This window comes from Thalassotalea mangrovi (assembly GCF_005116735.1).
GTDB classification, from domain to species: Bacteria; Pseudomonadota; Gammaproteobacteria; order Enterobacterales; family Alteromonadaceae; genus Thalassotalea_A; species Thalassotalea_A mangrovi.
Window position 1 is genome coordinate 36,277 of the sequence record NZ_SWDB01000007.1, and the last position, 21,877, is coordinate 58,153.

19 protein-coding genes and 1 tRNA gene are annotated in these 21,877 nt (G+C 47.2%); 9 read left to right on the forward strand and 11 right to left on the reverse strand.

Going from position 1 to position 21,877, the window contains the following annotated elements; genetic code table 11:
• Position 1: 1 nt before the first annotated feature.
• The 3 genes from E8M12_RS03345 to E8M12_RS03355 form a co-directional block, all read right to left on the reverse strand.
• Positions 2-1,561: an AMP-binding protein gene (locus E8M12_RS03345; RefSeq protein ID WP_211244974.1), complete on the reverse strand. Its 1,560-nt coding sequence runs from the start codon at positions 1,559-1,561 to the stop codon at positions 2-4.
• A gap of 66 nt (positions 1,562-1,627) precedes the next feature.
• On the reverse strand, positions 1,628-2,134 hold the full coding sequence (locus E8M12_RS03350; RefSeq protein ID WP_136734671.1) for a 2,4'-dihydroxyacetophenone dioxygenase family protein: 507 nt from the start codon (positions 2,132-2,134) through the stop codon (positions 1,628-1,630).
• Between the two features lie 419 nt (positions 2,135-2,553).
• A complete protein-coding gene (locus E8M12_RS03355) occupies positions 2,554-3,612 on the reverse strand; it encodes a zinc-binding dehydrogenase (protein WP_136734672.1) in 1,059 nt (352 codons plus the stop codon).
• Positions 3,613-3,836: 224 nt separating this feature from the next.
• On the opposite strand from E8M12_RS03355, the gene E8M12_RS03360 reads away from it, so the two are divergent.
• Entirely contained in the window at positions 3,837-4,841 is a 1,005-nt protein-coding gene (locus tag E8M12_RS03360) for an AraC family transcriptional regulator (RefSeq protein WP_136734673.1), read from the forward strand.
• 60 nt (positions 4,842-4,901) lie between these two features.
• Here the strand turns inward: E8M12_RS03360 and glmS are convergent, their stop codons facing one another.
• Together glmS and E8M12_RS03370 are read right to left on the reverse strand one after the other, a co-directional pair.
• On the reverse strand, positions 4,902-6,743 hold the full coding sequence (glmS, locus tag E8M12_RS03365; RefSeq protein ID WP_136734674.1) for a glutamine--fructose-6-phosphate transaminase (isomerizing): 1,842 nt from the start codon (positions 6,741-6,743) through the stop codon (positions 4,902-4,904).
• Positions 6,744-6,780: 37 nt separating this feature from the next.
• Positions 6,781-7,554, reverse strand: a complete 774-nt coding sequence (locus tag E8M12_RS03370) for a DeoR/GlpR family DNA-binding transcription regulator (protein WP_136734675.1) — start codon at positions 7,552-7,554, stop codon at positions 6,781-6,783.
• Positions 7,555-7,864: 310 nt separating this feature from the next.
• On the opposite strand from E8M12_RS03370, the gene hutG reads away from it, so the two are divergent.
• Genes hutG through fdhD form a run of 3 tightly spaced genes read left to right on the forward strand, consistent with a single transcriptional unit; the run spans position 7,865 to position 10,970 of the window.
• Positions 7,865-8,731, forward strand: a complete 867-nt coding sequence (gene hutG / locus E8M12_RS03375; RefSeq protein ID WP_136734676.1) for an N-formylglutamate deformylase — start codon at positions 7,865-7,867, stop codon at positions 8,729-8,731.
• Positions 8,731-10,125 (forward strand): formimidoylglutamate deiminase, encoded by a 1,395-nt coding sequence (locus E8M12_RS03380; RefSeq protein WP_246033996.1) that lies wholly within the window; start codon positions 8,731-8,733, stop codon positions 10,123-10,125. The genes hutG and E8M12_RS03380 overlap by 1 nt, the downstream gene beginning before the upstream one ends.
• 41 nt (positions 10,126-10,166) lie before the next feature.
• Complete coding sequence (fdhD, locus tag E8M12_RS03385; protein ID WP_136734677.1) at positions 10,167-10,970, forward strand: formate dehydrogenase accessory sulfurtransferase FdhD; 804 nt, start codon at positions 10,167-10,169, stop codon at positions 10,968-10,970.
• 10 nt (positions 10,971-10,980) lie between these two features.
• On the opposite strand, the gene E8M12_RS03390 is transcribed toward fdhD, so the two are convergent.
• Positions 10,981-11,334: a hypothetical protein gene (locus E8M12_RS03390; protein ID WP_136734678.1), complete on the reverse strand. Its 354-nt coding sequence runs from the start codon at positions 11,332-11,334 to the stop codon at positions 10,981-10,983.
• 149 nt (positions 11,335-11,483) lie between these two features.
• Here E8M12_RS03390 and ccoG point away from each other — a divergent pair, with 149 nt between their 5' ends.
• From ccoG to E8M12_RS03405, 3 genes are read left to right on the forward strand one after another with little or no spacing between them, the layout of a single operon-like run.
• The gene (gene ccoG, locus E8M12_RS03395; RefSeq protein ID WP_136734679.1) at positions 11,484-12,929 is read left to right on the forward strand and encodes a cytochrome c oxidase accessory protein CcoG; all 1,446 of its coding nucleotides are present in this window, start codon (positions 11,484-11,486) and stop codon (positions 12,927-12,929) included.
• Positions 12,929-13,915, forward strand: coding sequence for a serine/threonine protein kinase (locus E8M12_RS03400; RefSeq protein WP_136734680.1), 987 nt, complete (start codon positions 12,929-12,931; stop codon positions 13,913-13,915). The genes ccoG and E8M12_RS03400 overlap by 1 nt, the downstream gene beginning before the upstream one ends.
• A gap of 45 nt (positions 13,916-13,960) precedes the next feature.
• Positions 13,961-14,596 carry a thiol:disulfide interchange protein DsbA/DsbL gene (locus tag E8M12_RS03405; RefSeq protein WP_136734681.1) on the forward strand — a complete coding sequence of 212 codons (636 nt, stop codon included), beginning with the start codon at positions 13,961-13,963 and terminating at the stop codon, positions 14,594-14,596.
• Between the two features lie 250 nt (positions 14,597-14,846).
• On the opposite strand, the gene E8M12_RS03410 is transcribed toward E8M12_RS03405, so the two are convergent.
• From E8M12_RS03410 to E8M12_RS03425, 4 genes are all read right to left on the reverse strand, one after another.
• On the reverse strand, positions 14,847-15,527 hold the full coding sequence (locus tag E8M12_RS03410; RefSeq protein WP_136734682.1) for a TVP38/TMEM64 family protein: 681 nt from the start codon (positions 15,525-15,527) through the stop codon (positions 14,847-14,849).
• Entirely contained in the window at positions 15,509-15,958 is a 450-nt protein-coding gene (locus E8M12_RS03415) for a thermonuclease family protein (RefSeq protein WP_246033997.1), read from the reverse strand. The genes E8M12_RS03410 and E8M12_RS03415 overlap by 19 nt, the downstream gene beginning before the upstream one ends.
• A 21-nt stretch (positions 15,959-15,979) precedes the next feature.
• Positions 15,980-16,615, reverse strand: a complete 636-nt coding sequence (locus E8M12_RS03420) for a single-stranded DNA-binding protein (RefSeq protein ID WP_136734683.1) — start codon at positions 16,613-16,615, stop codon at positions 15,980-15,982.
• Between the two features lie 82 nt (positions 16,616-16,697).
• Positions 16,698-16,774, reverse strand: a tRNA-Arg gene (locus tag E8M12_RS03425).
• 236 nt (positions 16,775-17,010) lie between these two features.
• On the opposite strand from E8M12_RS03425, the gene prsK reads away from it, so the two are divergent.
• Complete coding sequence (gene prsK / locus E8M12_RS03430; RefSeq protein WP_136734684.1) at positions 17,011-19,086, forward strand: XrtA/PEP-CTERM system histidine kinase PrsK; 2,076 nt, start codon at positions 17,011-17,013, stop codon at positions 19,084-19,086.
• Entirely contained in the window at positions 19,064-20,422 is a 1,359-nt protein-coding gene (gene prsR / locus E8M12_RS03435) for a PEP-CTERM-box response regulator transcription factor (RefSeq protein WP_136734685.1), read from the forward strand. The genes prsK and prsR overlap by 23 nt, the downstream gene beginning before the upstream one ends.
• Before the next feature lie 98 nt (positions 20,423-20,520).
• Here prsR and E8M12_RS16445 read toward each other — a convergent pair whose 3' ends face one another.
• Entirely contained in the window at positions 20,521-21,876 is a 1,356-nt protein-coding gene (locus tag E8M12_RS16445; protein ID WP_136734686.1) for an XrtA/PEP-CTERM system-associated ATPase, read from the reverse strand.
• Position 21,877: the final 1 nt, after the last annotated feature.

Consider the following 21,877-nt stretch of genomic DNA (forward strand, 5'->3'; position numbering starts at 1 on the left):
ATTATTTTCTCAGCTCGCGTCGCAAGATTTTGCCAACACTGGATTTTGGTAATTCGTCCATAAACACGATGGATTTTGGTACCTTGTAGCTAGTCAGGTGTTCACGGCAGAAGGCAATGATTTGCGCTTCATCGACACTTCCCCTGGTTGTCAGGTATGCGGTGACGGTTTCGCCGCTGCGCTCATCCGGATGGCCGATGACGGCGGCTTCTATAACTGCCGGATGGGTCACCAGTACGTCTTCCACCTCATTTGGGTAAACGTTAAAGCCGGAAACGATGATCAGGTCTTTCATCCGGTCGACGATTTTAATCTTACCGTCGCTCTGGCGAATACCGATATCACCGGTTTTAAAATAGCCGTCATCGGTGAGTGCCGCTTTGGTTTCCTCAGGCATCTGCCAGTAACCTTTCATCACTTGCGGACCTTTGACTACCAGCTGTCCGGCATCACCATCGGCAACCGCTTTGTCGTTTTCATCCCAAAACTCTACCTGGGTACCTGCCAGGGGCTCACCAACGGTGCCAATTTGTTGCTGAGACGGACGGTTAAGGGCAACGATGGGAGAGGTTTCCGATAATCCATAGCCTTCACAAATTTCACAATCGGTCACTTGCTGCCATAAATCGGCTGCCGTTGTGGTCAATGATGTGCCGCCCGATAAGGTTAGTTTCAAGGCGCTAAAGTCTAAATCACGAAACTCTGGCTGGTTACACAAACCCACAAACAACGTATTCAGGCCCATAAACGTGGTAAATTTAAATGGCTGTATGGAGTCAATAAATGCAGGCAGGTCCCTGGGATTGGGTATTAACAGGCTGTGGTTACCCTTGCTGGCGTAAAATATCATCGATACCAGGAGCGCATAAATATGATACAGGGGTAGGGGACAAACCAGGATTTCCTCCTGTTCGCGACAATGCCCACCTAACATTTCTGCGGTCTGCAGTGCATTGGCAATCAGGTTTCGATGGGTTAATTGTGCTCCTTTAGACACTCCTGTGGTGCCACCGGTGTATTGCAAAATGGCCAGGTCATCTAAGGTAGCATTGCTGGTATTCAGGGGTAAGTCTTTGCCGTTCGCAACCGCCTGGTTAAATGCAATACCTGAGGTGATATCAGCTATTGCATCCGGGGTTAATAAATCAGTGGCGCCGGTAACAATCACCTGCTCGATACTAGTCTGTGCCATTATTGATTCTAATTTCGGCATCAGGTCACTGAGGATAACAATGGCTTTGGCGCCGGAGTCATTAAACTGATGCAGCATTTCCCGTGGCGTATAAAGAGGGTTGGTGTTGACCACAATGAGTCCCGCTTTTAACGCTGCATACATTGCTATCGGATACTGAATCAAGTTCGGTAGCTGGATAACAATGCGATCACCGGGTTGTAAGTCAATGGATTGAAAATAGGCCGCCAGTTGCGTGGCTTTTTCATTAATTTCTGCGAAATTGAGCGTCTGTCCCAGGCAGGTATAAGCCGGCCGGTCAGCGTAGGATTCAAAAGCGTTGTCGATAAGCGACGTTAAGTTTTTATAATGGTTTATTTCTGCCTGCATAATCGCCTCGCATCTTATGTCTTTACTGGGTAAAGCCCAGCCTTACCCAAACTGGAAAGTTATCGATTATCGGTCAGAAAAATCGTAGCTGGATTTTGGCTTAATATAATGCGGTTCGATGCCTTGTTCTTTAGCCGCAGCTAGCATGACCTGCTCAATCCAACCTGCATCCATGATGTTAACGAAATTACCATCGGCATCGAAATTGATGTTGGCGCCGTGAACCACCATAAAGGTATCGGTTAGCCCTTCATTGGTTTCTGGTGTGTGGAAGGTGTGAATAGAGCCGCCTGGTTCAAATAAGTAGCTACCAGCCACTTGTTTATCATCCGGATATTCAACGTAATGCCAGCAACCACTCATGGTGTACAGATGTACGATGCCCGTGTGGAAGTGGGTTGGCAGGGTAACGCCAGGTTCGAATTGCACGCGCAATACCCACAAGCCATTTTCCACATCCAGGACCAGTGGATATAAGTGGACGCCTGGCAGCACGTCTTTAATTAACTTCTCTTCATTGGTATGCACGCAAAGCAGGTGCTCCATATGATTGATCATTTCCGGTAGTGCCATCTGTTTTTCCTCTTGCTATAAACTTTTGTGGTTTGCCGGCCTTGGCTTGCTCCGCACAGATATTGGAGTTTTAGCCGGCCATGCTTATTGTTTTCTTGTTAATCGGTTATGCAGCCTTGTTCAGCCGCCAGGTTGATATCAGAAGATGAAATCTAAGCCCGTGTTATTGGCAGGATTTTTGTCATCTTACTGACAATGTGTCACTGATATCCGGCTTGCTGGATGTGGAGCCGCGCTCCGACGCCTCGATGAGACGTGCGGAGCCCAGCATGTCGCCAGAGGCGATGCTGGTGGTCACCACAAAGCGAGCATTATGCTTTCAGTTCGAGTTCATTCATCAGTTCTGCATTCTGCAGTGCTATTCTTGTTATCTTTTTCACTAATACTTCACACAACCTGCACCTATATCCGCACCTAGGTTACAGGCTTTCCAGAGCACCATTGCGCCAGGGCTCGATGATAACTTTGACGTGATCATTGGGTTGCATCAGGGTATCGAACGCGGCGCTTACACCATCGATGCCAACTTTGCCGGTGCACATTTTCTGCCAGTCAATTTTGCCGTCGGCAATGTTTTGTAGCGATTCGGCGAACTCTTCAGGGGTGTAATAATAGGAAAACTTAATATCCATTTCTTTCACGGTGGCATAGCCGAAATTGACTTTGGTATCGGCGGTATGAATACCGGTGATAATTAGCGATGCGTGTGCTGGTGCGCGCAGAATAAAGCTGTTTATCAACTGATGGATACCGGCGCATTCGATAATAACCACGCGTTTTCCCGCAGCCTGCTCGGAGGCGAATTTGACTTCATCTTCTGCGGTCGGATCAACGCAATGGGTTGCCCCGTATTCTTTCGCCATATCACGTTTACTTTGCTGAGGATCTGAGGCGATGATGGTTTTTACGCCTTGCAGTTTCAGGGCGGCAATCGTCGCCAGGCCAATTGGCCCGCAACCGGCGATCAGAGCGACCTCGTCCGCTTGCATGGCGGCGCGATTCGCTGCATGTAAACCAACCGCTAACGGTTCGGTAACCGCTGCTGCGGCCGAAGGCAGGTTATCTGGCACCGCTAACAACAGGGCTTCGTCGACAATAAAATACTCCGAATACGCACCATGGATGCCTGGCGTGACGCCGACCCCGGCGCCTTCTTTGCTCAATAAAATGGGTACGCAGGTGACCCGATCGCCAGGGTTGAACTTACTACTCGTATCTGCACCGAAGCTTACGACTTCCGCGCAAAATTCATGGCCTAACAGTACTTTTGGACTGGCTTCCATGGTTTCAGGTAGCAGTCCCATCTTTTGAAAAATTCCGAACACTTCTGAACCATGGCGGGTGATATGAAGGTCAGAGCCACAGATCCCACAAGCCAGGCTTTTTACCAGAACCTGACCCGGTCCAGGTTGCGGAATGTCGATATTAGTTAACTGGACTTTGCCGTCCTGCATTACGATGGATTTCATGGAACTCATACTGATTTCTCCTGTTACCGCTGGAGTCTGTTGATAGATGCCGTTAAGTCAGCGCCCTGAGCGCTATGTCGCTTAACTCCGGCATCACCCGTTGTAACGGTGATTTTCCAAGCACTGTCCTAACATTCTAGTTGCAGTTATGCCGATTATCTTGACAATTTGCGACAGTGCTATGGCATAATGCGACACTTTCTCCGGTAATCCACCGAGGATGGATTGAAAATATGCAGTATTATGTGCGAGTCGGGTCTCTGGATGGCTACACTCAGTTAGTCGAGCAATGTGGCGGCTCGCCTTTTCAGTTGTTAGAGCAGGTTGATTTGCTTCCCGCGCAGATCGCCGAGCCTGATTTGTTGATCCCTTACTCGACGTTGGGACTTTTGCTGGAGCAAACCAGCGACGCTCTGCAGTTGCCCTATTTTGGGGCTCTGTTAGGGCGTGCCCAGGGGTTATCGTCGATTGGCCTGGTTGGCGCCTACCTGGTACAGCAGGACAGTGTTGGAGCGGCATTGAAGTGCGCACGAAAATATGCGGATTTACATGCCCAGGGCGCCAATTTGCAGTTAACCCTGCGCGACTCAGGGCTCTGTGAGCTGTCTTTGGATATTTGCTCGAACGAGCGCCACCAGTTTCCGCAATTGGTGCAGATGAGCCTTGGACTCCTGAATGGCATTATTGGCGAAATGGCCGGTAATCGCTGGCAGGCCGAAAAAATCTGCCTGCGCCAACGTCTGAGTGATTCACAGCAAAAGCAATTATTTTCGATTTTTGGCTGTGAGGTGGAAACAGGGAGCAATCGCGATAGCCTTTGGTTCGCCCAATCTGCTTTGACTGAACCGCCATATCAGCCCAGGCATTTACTCGATAACATCATCGAAAAACAATTCAACCACCTTCAGGCAGGACAACTGGATTATTCAAAACTGGTGCGACATGCCATCAATGTATTATTACCAACCGGCGACTGCAGCAAACAGAGTGTGGCCTTGAGTTTAGGCATACATCCGAAAAAACTGGAACGTTTATTGGCGCAACAATCGACGTCGTATCGACGGCTACTGGAACAAACCCGTAAAGAAATGGCGCTATCGATTCTGGAGATGAAAAACATGCCGATGCAGACCCTGGCATTAAACCTGGGCTACGCCGACTTTTCAGCATTTAGCCGCAGTTTTAAACAATGGACCGGTCAGGCACCGACCTTATATCAGCAGGCTGCAGGGCGGTAATTCTGAATGAAGGGTAAGTATGCGACCCGGCTGAGCCGCATACTTAAAAAATGGAGCTTATTACTCAACTGTAACTGATTTTGCCAGGTTGCGAGGCTGGTCAACGTCGGTTCCTTTGATGATGGCCACGTAGTAGGACAGCAGTTGCAGTGGTAAGGTGTAAACAATTGGTGCAATCGCTTCTTCACAATGCGGCACCGGAATTACCTTCATGGTGTCATCACTGGCAAAGTTGGCGTCTTTATCAGCAAATACATACATCAGGCCGCCACGGGCGCGTACTTCTTCAACGTTGGATTTTAATTTCTCAATCAAATCATTTTTCGGCGCAACGACAATTACAGGCATGTCGGCATCGATCAGGGCCAAAGGACCGTGCTTTAATTCACCGGCGGCGTAAGCTTCAGCGTGAATATAAGAAATTTCTTTCAGCTTTAACGCACCTTCCATAGCGATAGGGTATTGATCGCCACGTCCCAAAAACAATGAATGGTGCTTGTCGGCAAAATCTTCAGCCAGGGCTTCGATGTCTTTGGCAAGCGCCAGGACTTCATCAATTTTCGCTGGAAGACTCATCAATGCCTGCAACAATTCTTGTTGTACATCTGCGCCCATGCCTTTGTTTTTACCGATGGCGATAGTCATCATCATCAGGCCAACTAACTGGGTGGTGAAGGCCTTAGTCGAGGCAACACCGATTTCAGCGCCGGCCTTGGTCATAAACGCCATATCTGATTCTCGAACCAGCGATGAACCAGGGACGTTACAGATGGTTAAACTGGCGGCATAGCCGAGCTCTTTACCTAAACGCAGTGCCGCTAAGGTATCGGCAGTTTCGCCCGATTGTGAGATGGTTACCAGCAAGGCATTATTCGGCACGAAGGATTTGCGATAGCGGAATTCGCTGGCAATCTCAACATTACAGGAGACACCCGCATATTGTTCCAACCAATAGCGAGCCACCATGCCTGAATGATAACTGGTGCCACAGGCAATGATTTGCACGTGCTCGATATTTTTCAAAATTTCGTCGGCATTAACATCAGCGCCGCCGAAGGCTTCGGTATTAATGTCATTGCCAAGGATACGATTTTCCAGAGTGTTGCGAATTGCAGTTGGTTGCTCGTAAATTTCTTTAAGCATGTAGTGGCGGTATTCACCTTTGTCACCTGCGTCATGACTAACCTGAGCTTCAGTTGCTTCACGTTCAACGGCTTTACCATCTTTATCGAAGATGTTTACTTCAAAACGGGTAATTTCCGCAACATCACCTTCTTCTAAAAACGCAAATTTGCGGGTTACCGGCAACAGGGCCATCATGTCGGAAGCTAAGAAATTTTCCCCCAGGCCATAGCCAATAACCAGTGGACTGCCTGAGCGGGCAACGACAACGCGTTCCGGATCGCGACGATCCATGATCACCGTGCCATAAGCACCGATAAATTGTTTACAGGCAGCCTGAACCGCTGCCAGTAAGGTTTTTTCGGTTTTTAACAAGTGATCGACCAAATGCGCAATAACTTCGGTATCGGTTTGTGAGGTAAAGGCATAACCTTGCTCGATCAGCAGGTTTTTCAGCTCCTGATGGTTTTCAATAATGCCATTATGGACAACGGCAATGTTGTCGCTACTTACGTGTGGGTGAGCGTTTTCTTCACTCGGAACACCATGGGTTGCCCAGCGCGTATGTGCGATGCCGGTGCCGCCATTCAGGGGATTACTTTGCACAGCGTCGGCTAGTTCCTGCACCTTGCCTAAGCGGCGTACTCGCTGTAACTCTTTGTCATTATTGATAATTGCCACACCGGCTGAATCATAGCCGCGATATTCCAGGCGACGAAGACCTTCGACTAGGATATCAGCGACATCACGCTGCGCTACTGCGCCAACAATTCCACACATAATACGTTTCCTGTTTAAAAATTGATTATTTTATTTGCTACTTAATAGGCTGCGCACAGATGACCTTGACCTGGTGCGCGCCAATCAGCTGCTGTAATTCGATACTTAATTCGGAGTCAGTGATCAGGGTATCTACTGCACTCCAGGGCAATTCCAGGTTGGGAATCTTACGCCCGATTTTTTCTGATTCGACCACGACAATCACTTCCCGGGCAACATCTGCCATGACCTGGCTCAGGCCAATTAGCTCGTTAAAGGTGGTGGTACCGCGTTCGAGATCAATGCCGTCGGCGCCGATAAACAATTGATCAAAATCATATGAGCGCAAAACCAGCTCGGCGACTTGCCCCTGAAATGATTCCGATCTCGCATCCCAGGTACCTCCGGTCATCAATAATGTTGGCTCATTTTCCAGTTCATGGACCTGATTGGCGATGGACAGGGAGTTGGTCATTACCACCAGGCCACGTTTTTGGTTAAGCTCGGGGACAATGGCGGCGGTGGTGCGGCCGCTGTCAATGATAATGCGGTTATGATCTTTTACATGGCGTGCCGCTTCGCGGGCAATTGATAACTTTCGGTTCGAAACTTTTTCGTTATTCTCTGCCTGGATAATTTCCTGGGGCAGTGGCACAGCGCCACCATAACGCCGCAACAACAAGCCGCTATTTTCTAGGGCAGCCAGGTCTTTTCTGATCGTTACCTCTGACGTATCAAATTGCAAAGCCAACTGATCGACAGTAACTTCGCCCTGTTCAGCCAAATGATTTAAAATAATGTGACGGCGCTGTTGAGTATTACGTTTCGACATAAGTTTCGAATGCGTTATTTTAAGTTTCGGTTCGAAAGATGTAATTAAAGCAAAGGACCGACGAAAATGCAAAACCGAAAGCGTAAAAAAGCGTAAAAAAGCGTAATCGGCAGATTTTTATTGATGGTTATTAATTTGTCAGCGCTGAACGGCTTTTCGCTGACGCTTAAAAATGCTAAATTACCGCTAATTGTATATACAACTTAACGAGTTAGGGCCTGTTAAACTTTGCTGGCCGATGTTGGTTCCTTAATCTTAAAGATTTACAGCAGCCCCGAATAACGTTCACCGCTGATATTGATGACATTCTATGAAAGACGCTATTTTTCAATTACACAAAGGTTCTGTCCCACTACTGATATCAATGCCGCACAATGGTGTGGATATTCCGGAGGGGATTCGTAATACCATGACTGATGCAGGCCTTAGTGTGGCGGACACGGATTGGTACCTGGATCGCCTGTATGCATTTGCCCGGGAGTTAGGCGCTTATATCATCGTTCCTAAGTACAGCCGCTACGTGATTGATTTAAATCGCTCCCCTGACGGTGAGAATCTATATCCGGGCGCTGATAGCACCGAATTGTGTCCGACCAGTAACTTTCAGCGACAACCCCTGTACAAAGTAGGGCTTGCACCAGATGAGCAGGAAATTCAGCATCGGGTGACAACATACTGGCAGCCTTACCACCAGGCCGTTATCGATACCCTGGATGTCATCAGGGAGCATCATGGCTGCGCGCTGCTGCTGGAAGCCCATTCGATTTGTTCACAGGTACCTAGATTTTTCGAAGGTCAGCTACCGGATTTTAATTTTGGCACCAACCAGGGACAAAGTTGTAGCCAGGCATTGCACCAATTATTGGAACAACTTAGCTTCGCGCCGTATTCACAGGTAATCGATGGTCGATTCAAAGGTGGCTATATAACCCGCGCTTATGCCAATCTTGAGCAATATATAGAGACGTTGCAATTGGAACTATCCCAGCGTACCTATATGGACGAGGTGCTACCCGGGGAATCGTCAGTAACATCAGGACAGGACCCGCTTCAGGTTAGCCAATATAACCCGGAAAAGGCGGCTCAGGTGATGCCGCAGCTGCAACATTTGGTGGTCTCATTGATTGATTATGTGAGCCAAAAGTCAGAAAACCTTGCATCGAACGGGAGGGCGTAATGATGAACCAGTCCACGTCTCGCCAATATCTATTTGCCGCCGACATACTGCTCGATTCTGGCTGGCATAAGAATAAAACCCTGGTCATTGAAAATGGCGTGATCACCGATATTACTGACGACAGGCCCGCGGATGCAGTAATAGCCAATGGGCCGGTGATCCCAGGCATGGTGAATTGCCACTCCCATGCTTTTCAACGAGGTTTTGCTGGTTTTTCTGAGCAGGGCAGTGAGAGTAAGGACAGCTTCTGGACCTGGCGCAAGATTATGTACAAATTTGTTGATCATATCTCGCCAGAACAAGCGAAAATTATTGCCAGGCAGTTGTATATTGAAATGCTAAAAGCTGGTTATACGCGGGTGGCGGAATTCCATTATCTGCACCATGACCCACAAGGCAATCCATACCCTCAGTTAAGCACGATGGCACGATCGGTGTTTGACGCTGCCAGCGATGCAGGCATTGGCATGACCATGTTACCAGTGCTTTATCGGTTCAGCGGCTTTGGGCCGGCAGAGCCGACTCATGGTCAACGCCGCTTCATTAATTCGATTGCCCAGTTTAATCAACTGGTCAGTGAATGTTTTGACTATGCCAAATCATTAACCAATGCCAATGTTGGTATTGCTCCGCATTCTTTACGAGCCGTAGATTTACCGTCATTACAGGCGGCGGTGCAACATCTGAAAGACCTAGATGCTAACGCGCCGGTACATATCCATATTGCCGAGCAAATGCAGGAAGTGAATGATTGCCTGCAACATTATCAAAAACGTCCGGTGCAGTGGCTGTTGGATAACATGGACGTGGATCAGCACTGGTGCCTGATTCATGCCACTCACATTAATCACCGTGAATTACAAGGAATCGCTGACGCTGGTGCTATTGCCGGTATTTGTCCCACCACCGAAGCAAATCTTGGCGATGGAATTTTCCCTACCGAAGAATTTTTAGATGTGGGCGGACAATTAGCGATTGGCTCTGATAGTCATATTAGTGTATCTGCCACAGAAGAACTTAGGCTGCTCGAATACGCACAGCGTTTGCAAAAGCAACAGCGCGCCGTTCTGGCAAATTCCACCACGCCTTCCGTCGGTCGTAACTTATGGCAACATAGCGCCAAAGGAGGTGCATTATCGACCTCGAGCAATACCGGCGTAATCGCCATTGGTCGTCAGGCAGACTTATTGGTTCTTGATGCTGAAAAGTTACGCTTGTACGCCGGCGGCAGTGATTATCGTATGGATAGCTTCATTTTTGCCTGTGCCAGCAATGCCGTGCGGGATGTGATGGTTGCTGGTCAGTGGGTGATCGATGATTATCAACATGCGCAACAACAACAAAGCGCGGATGATTTTGCTACCGTGATTGAACAGTTATCAGCGGGCAGTTAACGCATACGAATCATTCAAATACCGATAGAAATGACACAGGCATGAAACCAGCGATTATCAAACAATCAATCAGTGTGCGTGATTATAAATCCGCCCCGGAAGGCTCGGCGCGGCGGGTTGTTGATAATCTGGTGGAGGAGCTACCGGTAGCGGTGGTGTATAATGGTTTAACTCATGCAGTGATGATGTTAACACCGGTGGCACTGGAACATTTTGCGCTGGGGTTTTCATTAACGGAAGGGATCATTGACAGGGCCAGCGACATTTTTGGTATTGAGGTGGTCGCCCGGAATAATGGATTGGAATTGCATGTTGAACTGAATTCTCGCCAATTTAACCGCCTCAAGCAGCATCGCCGAACGTTAACGGGCGCTAGTGGTTGTGGTTTATGCGGTAAAGAATCGTTGGATATGGTCACCATTGAACGACCGCCACTGACATCGGGGAAATTGCCACCATTTGCGTTAATCGAGCATAGCCTTGATAGGTTTAGTCAGGCGCAGGTACTGAACCAACAATGCGGCAGCGTTCACGGTTGTGGGCTATTTACAGCATCTGGCGAATTACTTCATGTGAGCGAAGATGTTGGCCGCCACAATGCACTGGACAAACTCATCGGTTTTACGCTGAGCGAACAGATAAATATTGCAGACGCATTTGTGATTACATCAAGCCGTGCCAGCTTTGAAATGGTACAAAAATGCCTGCTTGCTAAAATCAAAACCCTGGTTTGTGTTTCGGCAGCGACCCATATGGCGGTGCGACTGGCACAGCAGGGTAATATCAACCTGGTTGGTTTTGCCCGTCATGGCCGCCATGTGATTTATCATCAGTCGCACAACTGACGGGCAAAAATTATAGCAATCGATGTTGGTCGATGGTGCTGCAAAGTTGCTGTTGCAGTTCGCGATTCAGGCGACGATTGTAATTACCGCCACTACAAAACTCATTGTAGTAATCGCGAATATTCTCCCTTGACGTGGCAAGCTCTTCGACATAACTGCGCTCACTCTTCGAGTATTTCTTTAAATGTGGAGACATTACGGTGAGCAACTTTGAAGGACTGACCCGGGCACGGGTGTCGGCAAACTCATTGACATGACCATCCATCCAGGCTTTCTGGCTTTCCCACCACGCATTAAGCTGCGGGGATGGATAAAAGTGAAGGTAAACCGCGGCTGCAACGATCAATATAATTATTTTTTTCATAACAGAACCCGAACAAGATTAGTTCGCCCATAATAACCAATTTCCTGGGGAAAAAACCATAAAACTTGTGTTAAATCATAGTTTGTATGGTCTATTCAGGTATAATTTAACAAAAATGTGACATTAGCCCTGGGTGAGTTTGTCGTCAAATGGAAGAAAACAAGTCCGCTGCAAAGCCAGTAAAAACCATTCCGGTGAAGGAAATTAAAGTTCATCGCCCGCGTCATGTTGAGGCCGAACAATATAGTCCCCGGGATCAAATCTATGTTCGCAAAGTGAGTGGTTACTTTCAACGCTTGCGCCAAAAAATGAACTTCTTTTTTCTGGCGTTATTCGCCGCCTTGCCCTGGTTGCAATATAATGGCCAACAAGCTCTGTTGCTGGATATTGGTGAGCAACGTTTTAATATCTGGGGGTTGACGCTGTGGCCTCAGGATCTCACCTTGTTGGCCTGGATTTTTATTATCGGTGCCTACCTGCTGTTCTTTGTTACTACCTTCCTCGGTCGTGTCTGGTGTGGTTATATGTGCCCGCAAACCGTCTGGACCTTTATTTTTATCTGGTTTGAAGAGCGGTTTGAAGGAACCGCCAACCAGCGCAAAAAGCTCGATCAGCAGCCGATGTCAGTCGACAAGTTCTGGCGTAAGGCGGCAAAGCACAGCTGCTGGATTTTGTTTGCGCTGTTTACGGCGATAACGTTCGTTGGCTACTTCACTCCGATCAGGCAATTAGTTCCTGACTTTTTTACTACTAATGCCGGCATCATGGCGACCGCCAGTATTATCTTTTTTGCTTTTGCTACCTATGGAAACGCTGGCTGGATGCGGGAAGTCATGTGCCTGCACATGTGTCCATACGCACGATTTCAATCGGCAATGTTTGATAAGGATACGCTAACAGTCGCCTATGACAGTGGTCGTGGTGAGACCCGAGGCCCACGCTCGCGCAAAGTTAATCCTGCAGATGTCGGTCTGGGTGATTGTATCGATTGTAACCTGTGTGTGCAGGTGTGTCCGACCGGAATAGACATTCGAAATGGCTTGCAGTATGAGTGCATCAACTGCGGTGCCTGTGCGGATGCCTGCGATGGAGTGATGGATAAGATGGGCTACCAGAAAGGCTTGATTCGTTATACGACGGAACACGAGTTAACGGGTAAAAAAGTCCATATATTACGCCCGAAACTCTATATGTACGCCTTGATTTTACTGGTCATGACTGGTTTCTTTGTAGCGGATTTGGCAACCCGGGTGCCGTTACAGTTAGATATCATTCGTGATCGCAATGCGTTATCACGGGAAACTAATGAAGGGTTAATTGAAAACGTATATACCCTCAAGGTGTTAAATAAATCACAAATCGATAGTGTCTATAAAATCTCAGTGGAGGGGCTTGAAAATCCCCAGTGGCAGGGTAAAAAGCGCGTGAAAGTAAAAGCGGCGCAATTGGAAACCATCACCATTAGCGTTGCCGTCGACCCGGTTGAGCTGAACGAATACATGACTGATATTTCGTTTGTGGTGCAACAAGTAGAGCCGAGAGACAATAACGTGATCATCAAACATTCCAGCAAATTTTTTAACCGGCGCCCCTAATGCAACAATATAATTCTGATTTTAATTTTTCGTCGCTGGCACCAGAAACCATTATTGATGGCCTGGAGGATGCGGGGTTTATGGTAGACAGCGGCTTGCTGGCTCTGAATAGCTACGAAAACCGGGTATACCAGTTCCATGATATGGAGCGGCATAAATTTGTCTGTAAATTTTATCGCCCCGGACGCTGGCAACTCTCGCAAATACAGGAAGAACACGATTTTGCATTTCAGCTGCAGGAGCATGAATTACCTATTGTTGCACCGCTAAAACGTGACGGTCACTCTATTTTCCATCATCAGGGCTTCCTCTTTGCAGTATTTCCCTGTCGCGGAGGTCGCATATTTGAAGTCGATAACCTTGAGCAGCTGGAATGGATGGGACGTTTTGTTGGCCGAATTCATGCTGTGTCTTCACAACAAAGCTTTCAATATCGACCCACTATCTCAATTCAGGAAAGTTTGTTAGATGCCCGCCAGGTGTTGATGGATTGCCAGATGGTACCATTAAGCCTGCAAACGCCATTCTTTACCGTGTTAGAACAAGCCATTGATTTAGCCGCAGCCCGGTATTTACCGCAGACGCAAATCAGGCTACATGGTGATTGTCATGCCGGCAATATCCTGTGGACCGATGATGGCCCGCATTTTGTCGATCTCGATGATTGTCGCACCGGACCTGCTATTCAGGATCTCTGGATGATGTTAAGCGGTGACCGTTCGCAGCAGCTTGTACAATTAGATACACTTTTATCCGGCTACGAAGAGTTCTTTTCATTTGATAATAGCGAACTGTCACTGATAGAATCGCTCAGAACCATGAGGGTCGTGCATTACATGGCCTGGCTTGCCCGACGTTGGCAGGACCCGGCATTTCCCCGTAATTTTCCCTGGTTTGATACCGAGAAATACTGGGAACAACAGATACTTGCATTAAAAGAACAAGTGGCCGCGTTACAGGAGCCACCCTTGAGTTTAATGCCATAATGGTATAAATAACTCATATTCAAAGAACGAAAGGAATATAAATACATGAAGAAGTTAATGTCTTTGTTTTTGGTTACCGCATTAGCGGCATTTAGCAGTCAGGCAGCTAAATATGTGGAAGGTAAGCACTACACCATAGTGAGTGAGACAGCATCAGCTACGCCGGAAGTACGTGAGTATTTCTCTTTCTATTGCCCACACTGTTTGCGTTTTGAGCCATTTATGCAGGATCTGGCCCGTTCCCTGCCAGAAGGTGTGACGTTTGAGAAAAACCATGTGGATTTTTTACGTGCGGCTAGCCCCGAAGTGCAATTTGATATCACTAAGGCGTTAGTAGTTGCCGAGCAGTTACCACAAAAAGAACGATTAATTGGTGCGATCTTTAATGAGATTCAGGTACAGCGCCGCCCGATTACTTCGCCTGACGATATTCGTAAGATTTTTGTGATGAACGGTGTCGACGGTGAGCAGTTTGATAAAATGTTCAAAAGCTTCGCAGTAAACTCGCAGGCGAAAAAGCAAAAGAAAAATCAGGATGATTTGGTTGCTAAGCGTGCCTTAACTGGCGTACCAACCGTGGTTGTTAATGGCAAGTATCGGGTAAATGCCAGTGAGCTGGATAAAGCCGACTTCCTTAACGATTACAAAAATATCGTGATTTACCTGAGTCAGATGGACTAGTCACTGACACTGGGTTTGTGATTGATAAAGGCATCTTCGGATGCCTTTTTTTGTACATGGACGTGCTTCGTCGAGATATTGCCATCCATGATATCTCGACATTCCATAAATCCCTTTATATCTCCTCCCGCACCATGGATGGGGGAAGGGGAGGGTTGCTTACAGGGATGTAAGTACCCTGCATCACAGGATGGTCTGATGCATGGGTGTAAGGGATATACCTCGCCTTTTTCAACCCACCCTCACAATTCTAGCGCTTTCTCAATGACCAGGCGATTATCACTGATATCACAGCGAGCAAAACACTCACGGATATTTGGGTGCTTGACTGCACTTTGATGCCGCTCCCCATTAACGCGAATATGCTCATTTGTGGCAAAAAACCCAGATAAGAGCCTGCCAGGTAGGGTCTCAATGGCACCCTTGCAACCCCGGCACACAAGTTAAAGAGAAAGTTGTTACCGGCAGGGATAAAACGAACCATCAGGGTTTTGCTGAACGTACGATGTTTTAATAAATCATGAATTTTGCTGACCTGAGGCTGAAAGCGGGGAAGCATCAGGTAATGTAGCCCATAGCGGGCCACTAATACCGTAAGCAGACAACCAGTAATGGCAGCGGTACTCGCTAGCAAAATTCCCATGCCACTACCGAATAGGTAGCCACCACTAAAGGCGCAGATTTGCCTGGGCAAGCCGATGGCCGTGCCAAGTGTCATAAAAACCAGGAAATATAAAGTTAAGTTTTGCTCAAACCGGTGCGCAAATTCATTCAGGGTCTGGAGGTTGAAATACTGACTCAGGCCGGAAAAGTGGATTGCTGCAGTGATGATAATGCCAAGCAACAGGAAGCCCAACACCAGGGTTATGGTAAGCCGGTGTGAGTGCCAACAATGTTCTATGTTTATCCGGGTTAAGAATTGCCTGAACACCAGGATTGCCTTTTTTCACCACGATAAGGGCGAGCCAAACCGCTATTGATTAACTGCTGCGCGAGACTTTCACCATCGAGGTAGACGTCGGCAATTAAACGAAAATATTTGCCTCGTTCAATATTTCTTAATTCAATGACGTTAGCTGTTGATAATTGCTGCCGGGTAAAATCGCGGGCTTTTATTGCCAGTTGTTTTTCCGCGACACATTTGCCCCGAATCTCCGGTGTATCGACTGAGTTGATTCGCACCGGCGTATTATTACCAATAATATCCGGCCAGTGTGCTATGTTGGCACGGAACGTATCGCCATCGTATACATTAACGATACTGGCAACCCGAACGGTTCCATAATTACCCTGGCTCGGCAAAGAAATGCCCATCAGGCACATTAGCGCACTTACGCGTATCAATAGCTTAAAACGAGACACGATGTTCAATCTTCTGAATTGTTATTCTGGGCAGATTATAACGCGCCTGGTATCGATGAGCTGTAATTGTTTTTGCTCATTTTGTTGGGCAAGGTGTCCTTCAAGCAGGAGTTGCTGACCCGTTTGGGCTTTATCAGCAAGGTATTGGGCCGATTTTCCAAATACATGCACCAGGCGTTGTACACTGGCGTATTTAGCCGGCATGCCAGATTGCCGGCATTGAATGGTAAATTCGGCCATGGCGACATTGTTCTGAGTTTGCATGAGCTTCACTTCAGAAACCAGCGTTGCCTGCATATGCAATTGATTAATGCTTTGCGCCAGACCCTTGCCTAACACTGAGATATCGTTAACCCAGACCAGATGCTTATTACCATCACCGCTGAGCTTGCCGGTTAACATCACTAACTGGCCTTTATCGGCGTGAATAAACTCGCGCTCCAGCATGTCGCCCTGAGCAAAGCAGGTCAGGTAGGTGGTCCAGTCTTTGAAGCTGTTGGAGGATTTATCAAACCAACGATGATGGGTGGCAATGACAAATTCACAGACAGGAATCGCCGGATTGGCGCGGTAGCGAATGTCTGGCTTGGCGACCAGGTTTCCAGCCAGTACAAGCTGGCATTGTTGCCATTTGTGGTCGGGGGTAGAGTGTCCCATAACAGCTTAATTTTATGAATAAAAACACATCATAAAACATTTATAAGAACAGGGAAATGATCGACAAAAAGATTGTGATGGATGGCCCACTCGGCAGGAGTCGAACCTGCGGCCTCACCCTCCGGAGGGGTGCGCTCTATCCAGCTGAGCTACGAGTGGATGCTTAAAAGACTTTTGTCTGAAGGATGATAGCAACAAAAGCCATGTCATTCTATACAGACATTTACCGGTGTCAACTTTTGTCCTCGTCAAAGTGGCCGATTGGTTTAAAAATGTACATTTGCTCTGAAGATTGCAGTTAACCGTCGATTGCCAGGGATTTAGCGGGCAATCTGTGAGTTATCAACTAGTATTAAAGTTAATTGAAATGTTGATAATAATAAGCTTAAACGTACATGGAATTGTTAGGCCTGATAGGCTATGGATTCAGTAGCCTAATCTATTTAATATTTTTTCTGTTGCTGCTGGCTTCCCGGCAGCAGTCCCTCGCGGGCACCCTGACCAGATTGCTCGGTATCACTTTTTGTCTGGCCTCTTTGGTTAGCTGTTGGCAGCTTTACCAGGGCTTCAGCCTGCTTTATGTTTTCGGCTTAGAGGCGCTCAAAAATCTAATGCTCAGTTTATTGGTACTGGGAATTAAACTTCGCTCTGAATCTTTACGGCATTTATTTTCTCAACGGGAAACTCGGAACTATCTGCTGGCGGTTGTGGCGCTGATCACTGCTGCCGCATTTAGCCTGGTATACAGGCAAAGTTTTGTCTGGTTATTTATCGGTTTTATGGCGCTGAGTTTGTGGCCACTGGTACTGCTCGAACAGGTGTTTCGTAATGCTCAGAATCGCGCCCGCTGGGCAGTATGGCCATTCGTTTTCGGTATCGGCAGCATCTTAGTGTTTGATTTTGTGATGTATGCTCAAGGGGCATTGATCAACCAGCTGGACTTTAATTTCTGGTACCTGCGTGGCTACCTGAGCGCAGCAATGATGCCGTTTATTTTGCTAAGCTCTAAACGCATAAAGAACTGGTCTTCGGACTTATTTGTTTCCCGGGATATCGTGTTTTACAGCTCGATTCTGGTATTGAGCGGCGGTTATCTGTTGCTGCTAGCCTTTGCTGGTTACATTATTCGCTTTCTTGAAGGGCAATGGAGCGAAATGCTCAGCATTGCATTTATGTGCCTTGGCTTGCTGGTGTTGTTCGCCATTTTACTGACTCAGAATTTCCGTAATCGAATTCGGGTATTTATTTCCAAACATTTCTTTGCCAACCGCTATGACTACCGACTCGAGTGGCTTAATTTAATCTCGGCCATCGAACGAGGAGCCGGTGATGATATTTATGAGAATGCCTGCGCCGCCCTTGCCGAAGTGTTACAACTCGATGGCTGTATCTATCTGCAGTTAAATAATATCAATCGTTTGGCTGTGATGAACCATGGGCAGTTAAAGCCGGGCACTGCTTCAATGCAGGAGCTGGATGGTCTGGTGAGGTATTTCCAGCAGCAAAGCTGGATCATTGATTTAGGCGAATATGACAAATCACCACAGACCTATCAGGACCTGAAACTTCAACATCATACCCTGCGCAATGAGAACATTGAGGTTCTGGTGCCAGTATATTTTCAGCAACAACTAACAGGTGTATTCGCGATGACGCGGCCGGCCACGAAAGGATTTTTGAACTGGGAGGACCGTGATTTTCTGTTTGCCCTGACCAAGCAGTTGGGCAACTACCTGTCGTTGCAAGAGGCACAACGGCAGTTGGCTCAAACTCAGCAATTTGCTGTATTTCACCGCATGTCAGCTTTTGTATTACATGATTTAAAAAATATTCAGGCACAGCTTGGCCTGATCACTACGAATGCTGAACGGCATCGGGAAAATCCGGAATTCATTAATGATGTATTTGCTACCGTCAACTCCGCCAGTATGCGCCTGCAAAAAGTGGTGCGGCAGCTAGCCAGTAAATCGATGGAGAAAATCAAAGAGCCGAATCAGCAGGTCGAGGTCAAGTCATTACTGGAACAAGTGGTAAAACTTGCCAACATGCATACGCCCCAAGTGTCTTTACGGTGTCCGGCAGGGTTGTATGTATTTACCGATAAAGAGCGTTTTGCTGGTGTATTGATGCATTTAATTGAGAATGCTCAGCAAGCCAGCGATAGCAATAAAAAGGTGCAACTCGTTGGCGAAAAACAAGAAAATAGACTAATTCTTACTATAAGTGATAAGGGCTGCGGGATGAGCCAGGAGTTTATCCGGGAGAAACTTTTTACCCCATTTTCGACCACTAAAGGTAATGCAGGAATGGGCATCGGTGTGTACGAAGCCCGGCAGTTTTTTGAAGAAAACTGTGGCGTGCTGTCGGTCGACAGTGAAGTTGGCACAGGAACAACATTCACCATTGAAATGTCGTTGAGCAATTATCAGGAAATCGGATATAACAATCATGGAAAAATTATTAATTGTTGATGATGACGAAGGAATCCAGAAGCAGTTGAAATGGAGCTTGTCTAATTATCAAACCATTTTCGCCACCAATCGCCAGACTGCGATCAATGCACTTCGGTTACATGAACCGAAGGTGGTATTACTTGATTTAGGGTTGCCGCCAGACACCGCGAACGCTAGTGAAGGTTTGAAAACGCTGGAAGAGATTATCGCCCTGGCGCCGTTTACCAAAGTGGTGGTAATCACCGGTAATGATGACCATCAGGTTGCCTTAAAGGCGATCGCGAATGGCGCCTACGATTTTTATCAAAAGCCTCTTGATGCCGATGTCATTAATGTCATTGTTGATCGAGCAAATAACGTTTCTTCGATTGAAAAAGAGAATCGCATTATCCGTGAGCTGGCCGGGGTAGATTTTGGCATAATCGGCAGTAGTGAGGTTATGGAGAACCTTCGCATTCGGGTGAAGCGGATAGCGCCGACGGAAATTACTACCTTATTACTCGGTGAGAGTGGTACAGGCAAAGAAGTCGTTGCAACCGCCATTCATAAATTCAGCAATCGCAAAAAGAAACCTTTTGTGGCGATAAACTGTGCTTCGATTCCTGACACTCTGCTAGAGAGCGAGCTATTTGGTTTTGAAAAAGGCGCCTTCACCGGGGCACATCGAACGACCAAAGGAAAAATCGAGATGGCTCAGGGAGGGACTCTTTTTCTTGATGAAATCGGCGACATGCCATTTAATCTTCAGGCTAAGTTATTGCGGTTTTTGCAGGAAAGGGTGATTGAGCGTATCGGTGGTCGGGCGGAAATCCCTGTTGACGTCAGGGTAGTTTGTGCGACCAATCAAAACCTGGAACAAATGGTGGCAGATAAAACCTTCCGTGAGGATCTCTATTATCGAATCAGCGAAATGGTATTTTCGATACCACCGCTAAAAGAACGGGAATATGATGTGCTGATTCTGGGGCAGTATTTCTTATTGCAGTATGCCAAAGATTACAATGTCAAAGTACAGGGCTTTTCCGATTCCGCAGCGAATGCGATGAAAAGTTATCATTGGCCCGGTAACATCAGGGAATTACAAAATAAAATTAAATCGGCGGTGATTCTTGCCACCGGAGGCCTGGTCAAAGCTGATGACCTTGGCTTTAATGAGCTCGATGAATCCGCATCGCCATTAGAGCTGAATCTCAGGGTGGTTCGGGAAAGAGCTGAATCGCGGGCGGTAAGTAAGGCATACGCGTTGGCCGACGGTAATATGAGTCGAACTGCCGAGCTGCTCGGCGTCACTCGACCCACTTTGTATGCCTTAGTTGAAAAGTATTCGATGCAGCTAAAGTCTCAGGAGGCCTGATTCTGAGTGGGTCTGTGAGTTACAGGCCCACTACTGAAACGCATGGGGCAGGACTTTGGCACCGGTAATTATTCGATAATGTTTAGGCGCAGGCATGGTTACATGCCGACTCGCTTGTTACCGTCATCCGTATGTCGTTCAAGAATGCTCATCTGGTCTTCATTTAGGACAATTTCTTCGTTATTGATTTTCTCTTCCAGGGCTTTGACCCGTTTCGTATAATTCTCGAGATTATGTTTTAACCAGATTGAACGAATCGCCGAACCAGAAATGTCGACGCCATCATGACGCAGAGCTTCGCTGGCCTTATACTGACCATCATCCGGATGGGAAATAGCATAGTCAATCACCGCTTGTTCGGTGACCGGGTCGATGACCTTCTTTGGGCCTTCTGCCCTCGATTGCTGGCGTTCCGTTGCCAGAGCTACCTTTTGCTCGATTAGTCTGTCGAGATCGCGACTGATAGACATTTTATGATCGATACTTTCCTGCAAATAATCGGCAATCTTTTTTAATGACTTTAAGATACGTTTATCAACCAGACGCGCATTTTTCCCCGTGGATTTTGTTTTGCCCGACGGCTTTATTTTGGTGGTAGCCTCATTACTAACGGGTACTTGCGACTGACTGGGTTGTGAGGTGCTAAGTTCTTCGGCAAATTCTTCACTAACGGCCTGCAGGTCTTCACGAATCAGGAACCGCTTATTGTTCAAAAAGCCATACAGCAGGACCCGGTCGACAAATAAATTGATTTTACGGGGAATGCCTAATGTTTTTTGCTTAATAAATTCATAACAGTCATCGGCAAATATTTGTAATGGCTTCTCGCTGACCAGCTCGAGGCGATGTTTAATGTACTGGGCAATTTCCTCAGTGGTTAAAGGTTGCAGGTGGCATGAAGCGATAATACGTTGCCGAAACTGTTCCATCCCCTGGCTCTGGATTATCGGTTTTAACTCTTCCTGGCCGAGCAGGAAACTTTGTAGCAGCGGCCTATTGTTACGTTGAAAGTTGGAAAGCATACGTAACTCTTCAACGGTTTCGGCAGGAAGGTTTTGCGCCTCATCGACGAGTAATAATGCCCTTTTTCCCTGGCTGTTGAGAGCCAGCAAATGTTGTTCTATGGCTTGTAACAGGCTTGCTTTGCTGCGTTTTTCCACTGGCATTTTAAACTTTCGGGCAATAGCCCTGAGAAGGTCTTCCGGCGACAATTTAGTCGTAACAATCTGCACAGCCTCTATAGAAGAATCTTTAATGCGATGCAGAAGGCTTTGAGCAAGCATGGTTTTTCCGGTTCCAATTGGACCGGTAATGACAATGAAGCCTTCTCCCTGCTCGAGGCCATATTGCAGATAGGAAAGAGCCTGCGTGTGTTTAGCAGAACCAAAAAAGAACTTTGGATCTGGATTTAATTGGAAGGGTTTGGCTGTAAAGCCATAAAAATTCTCATACATA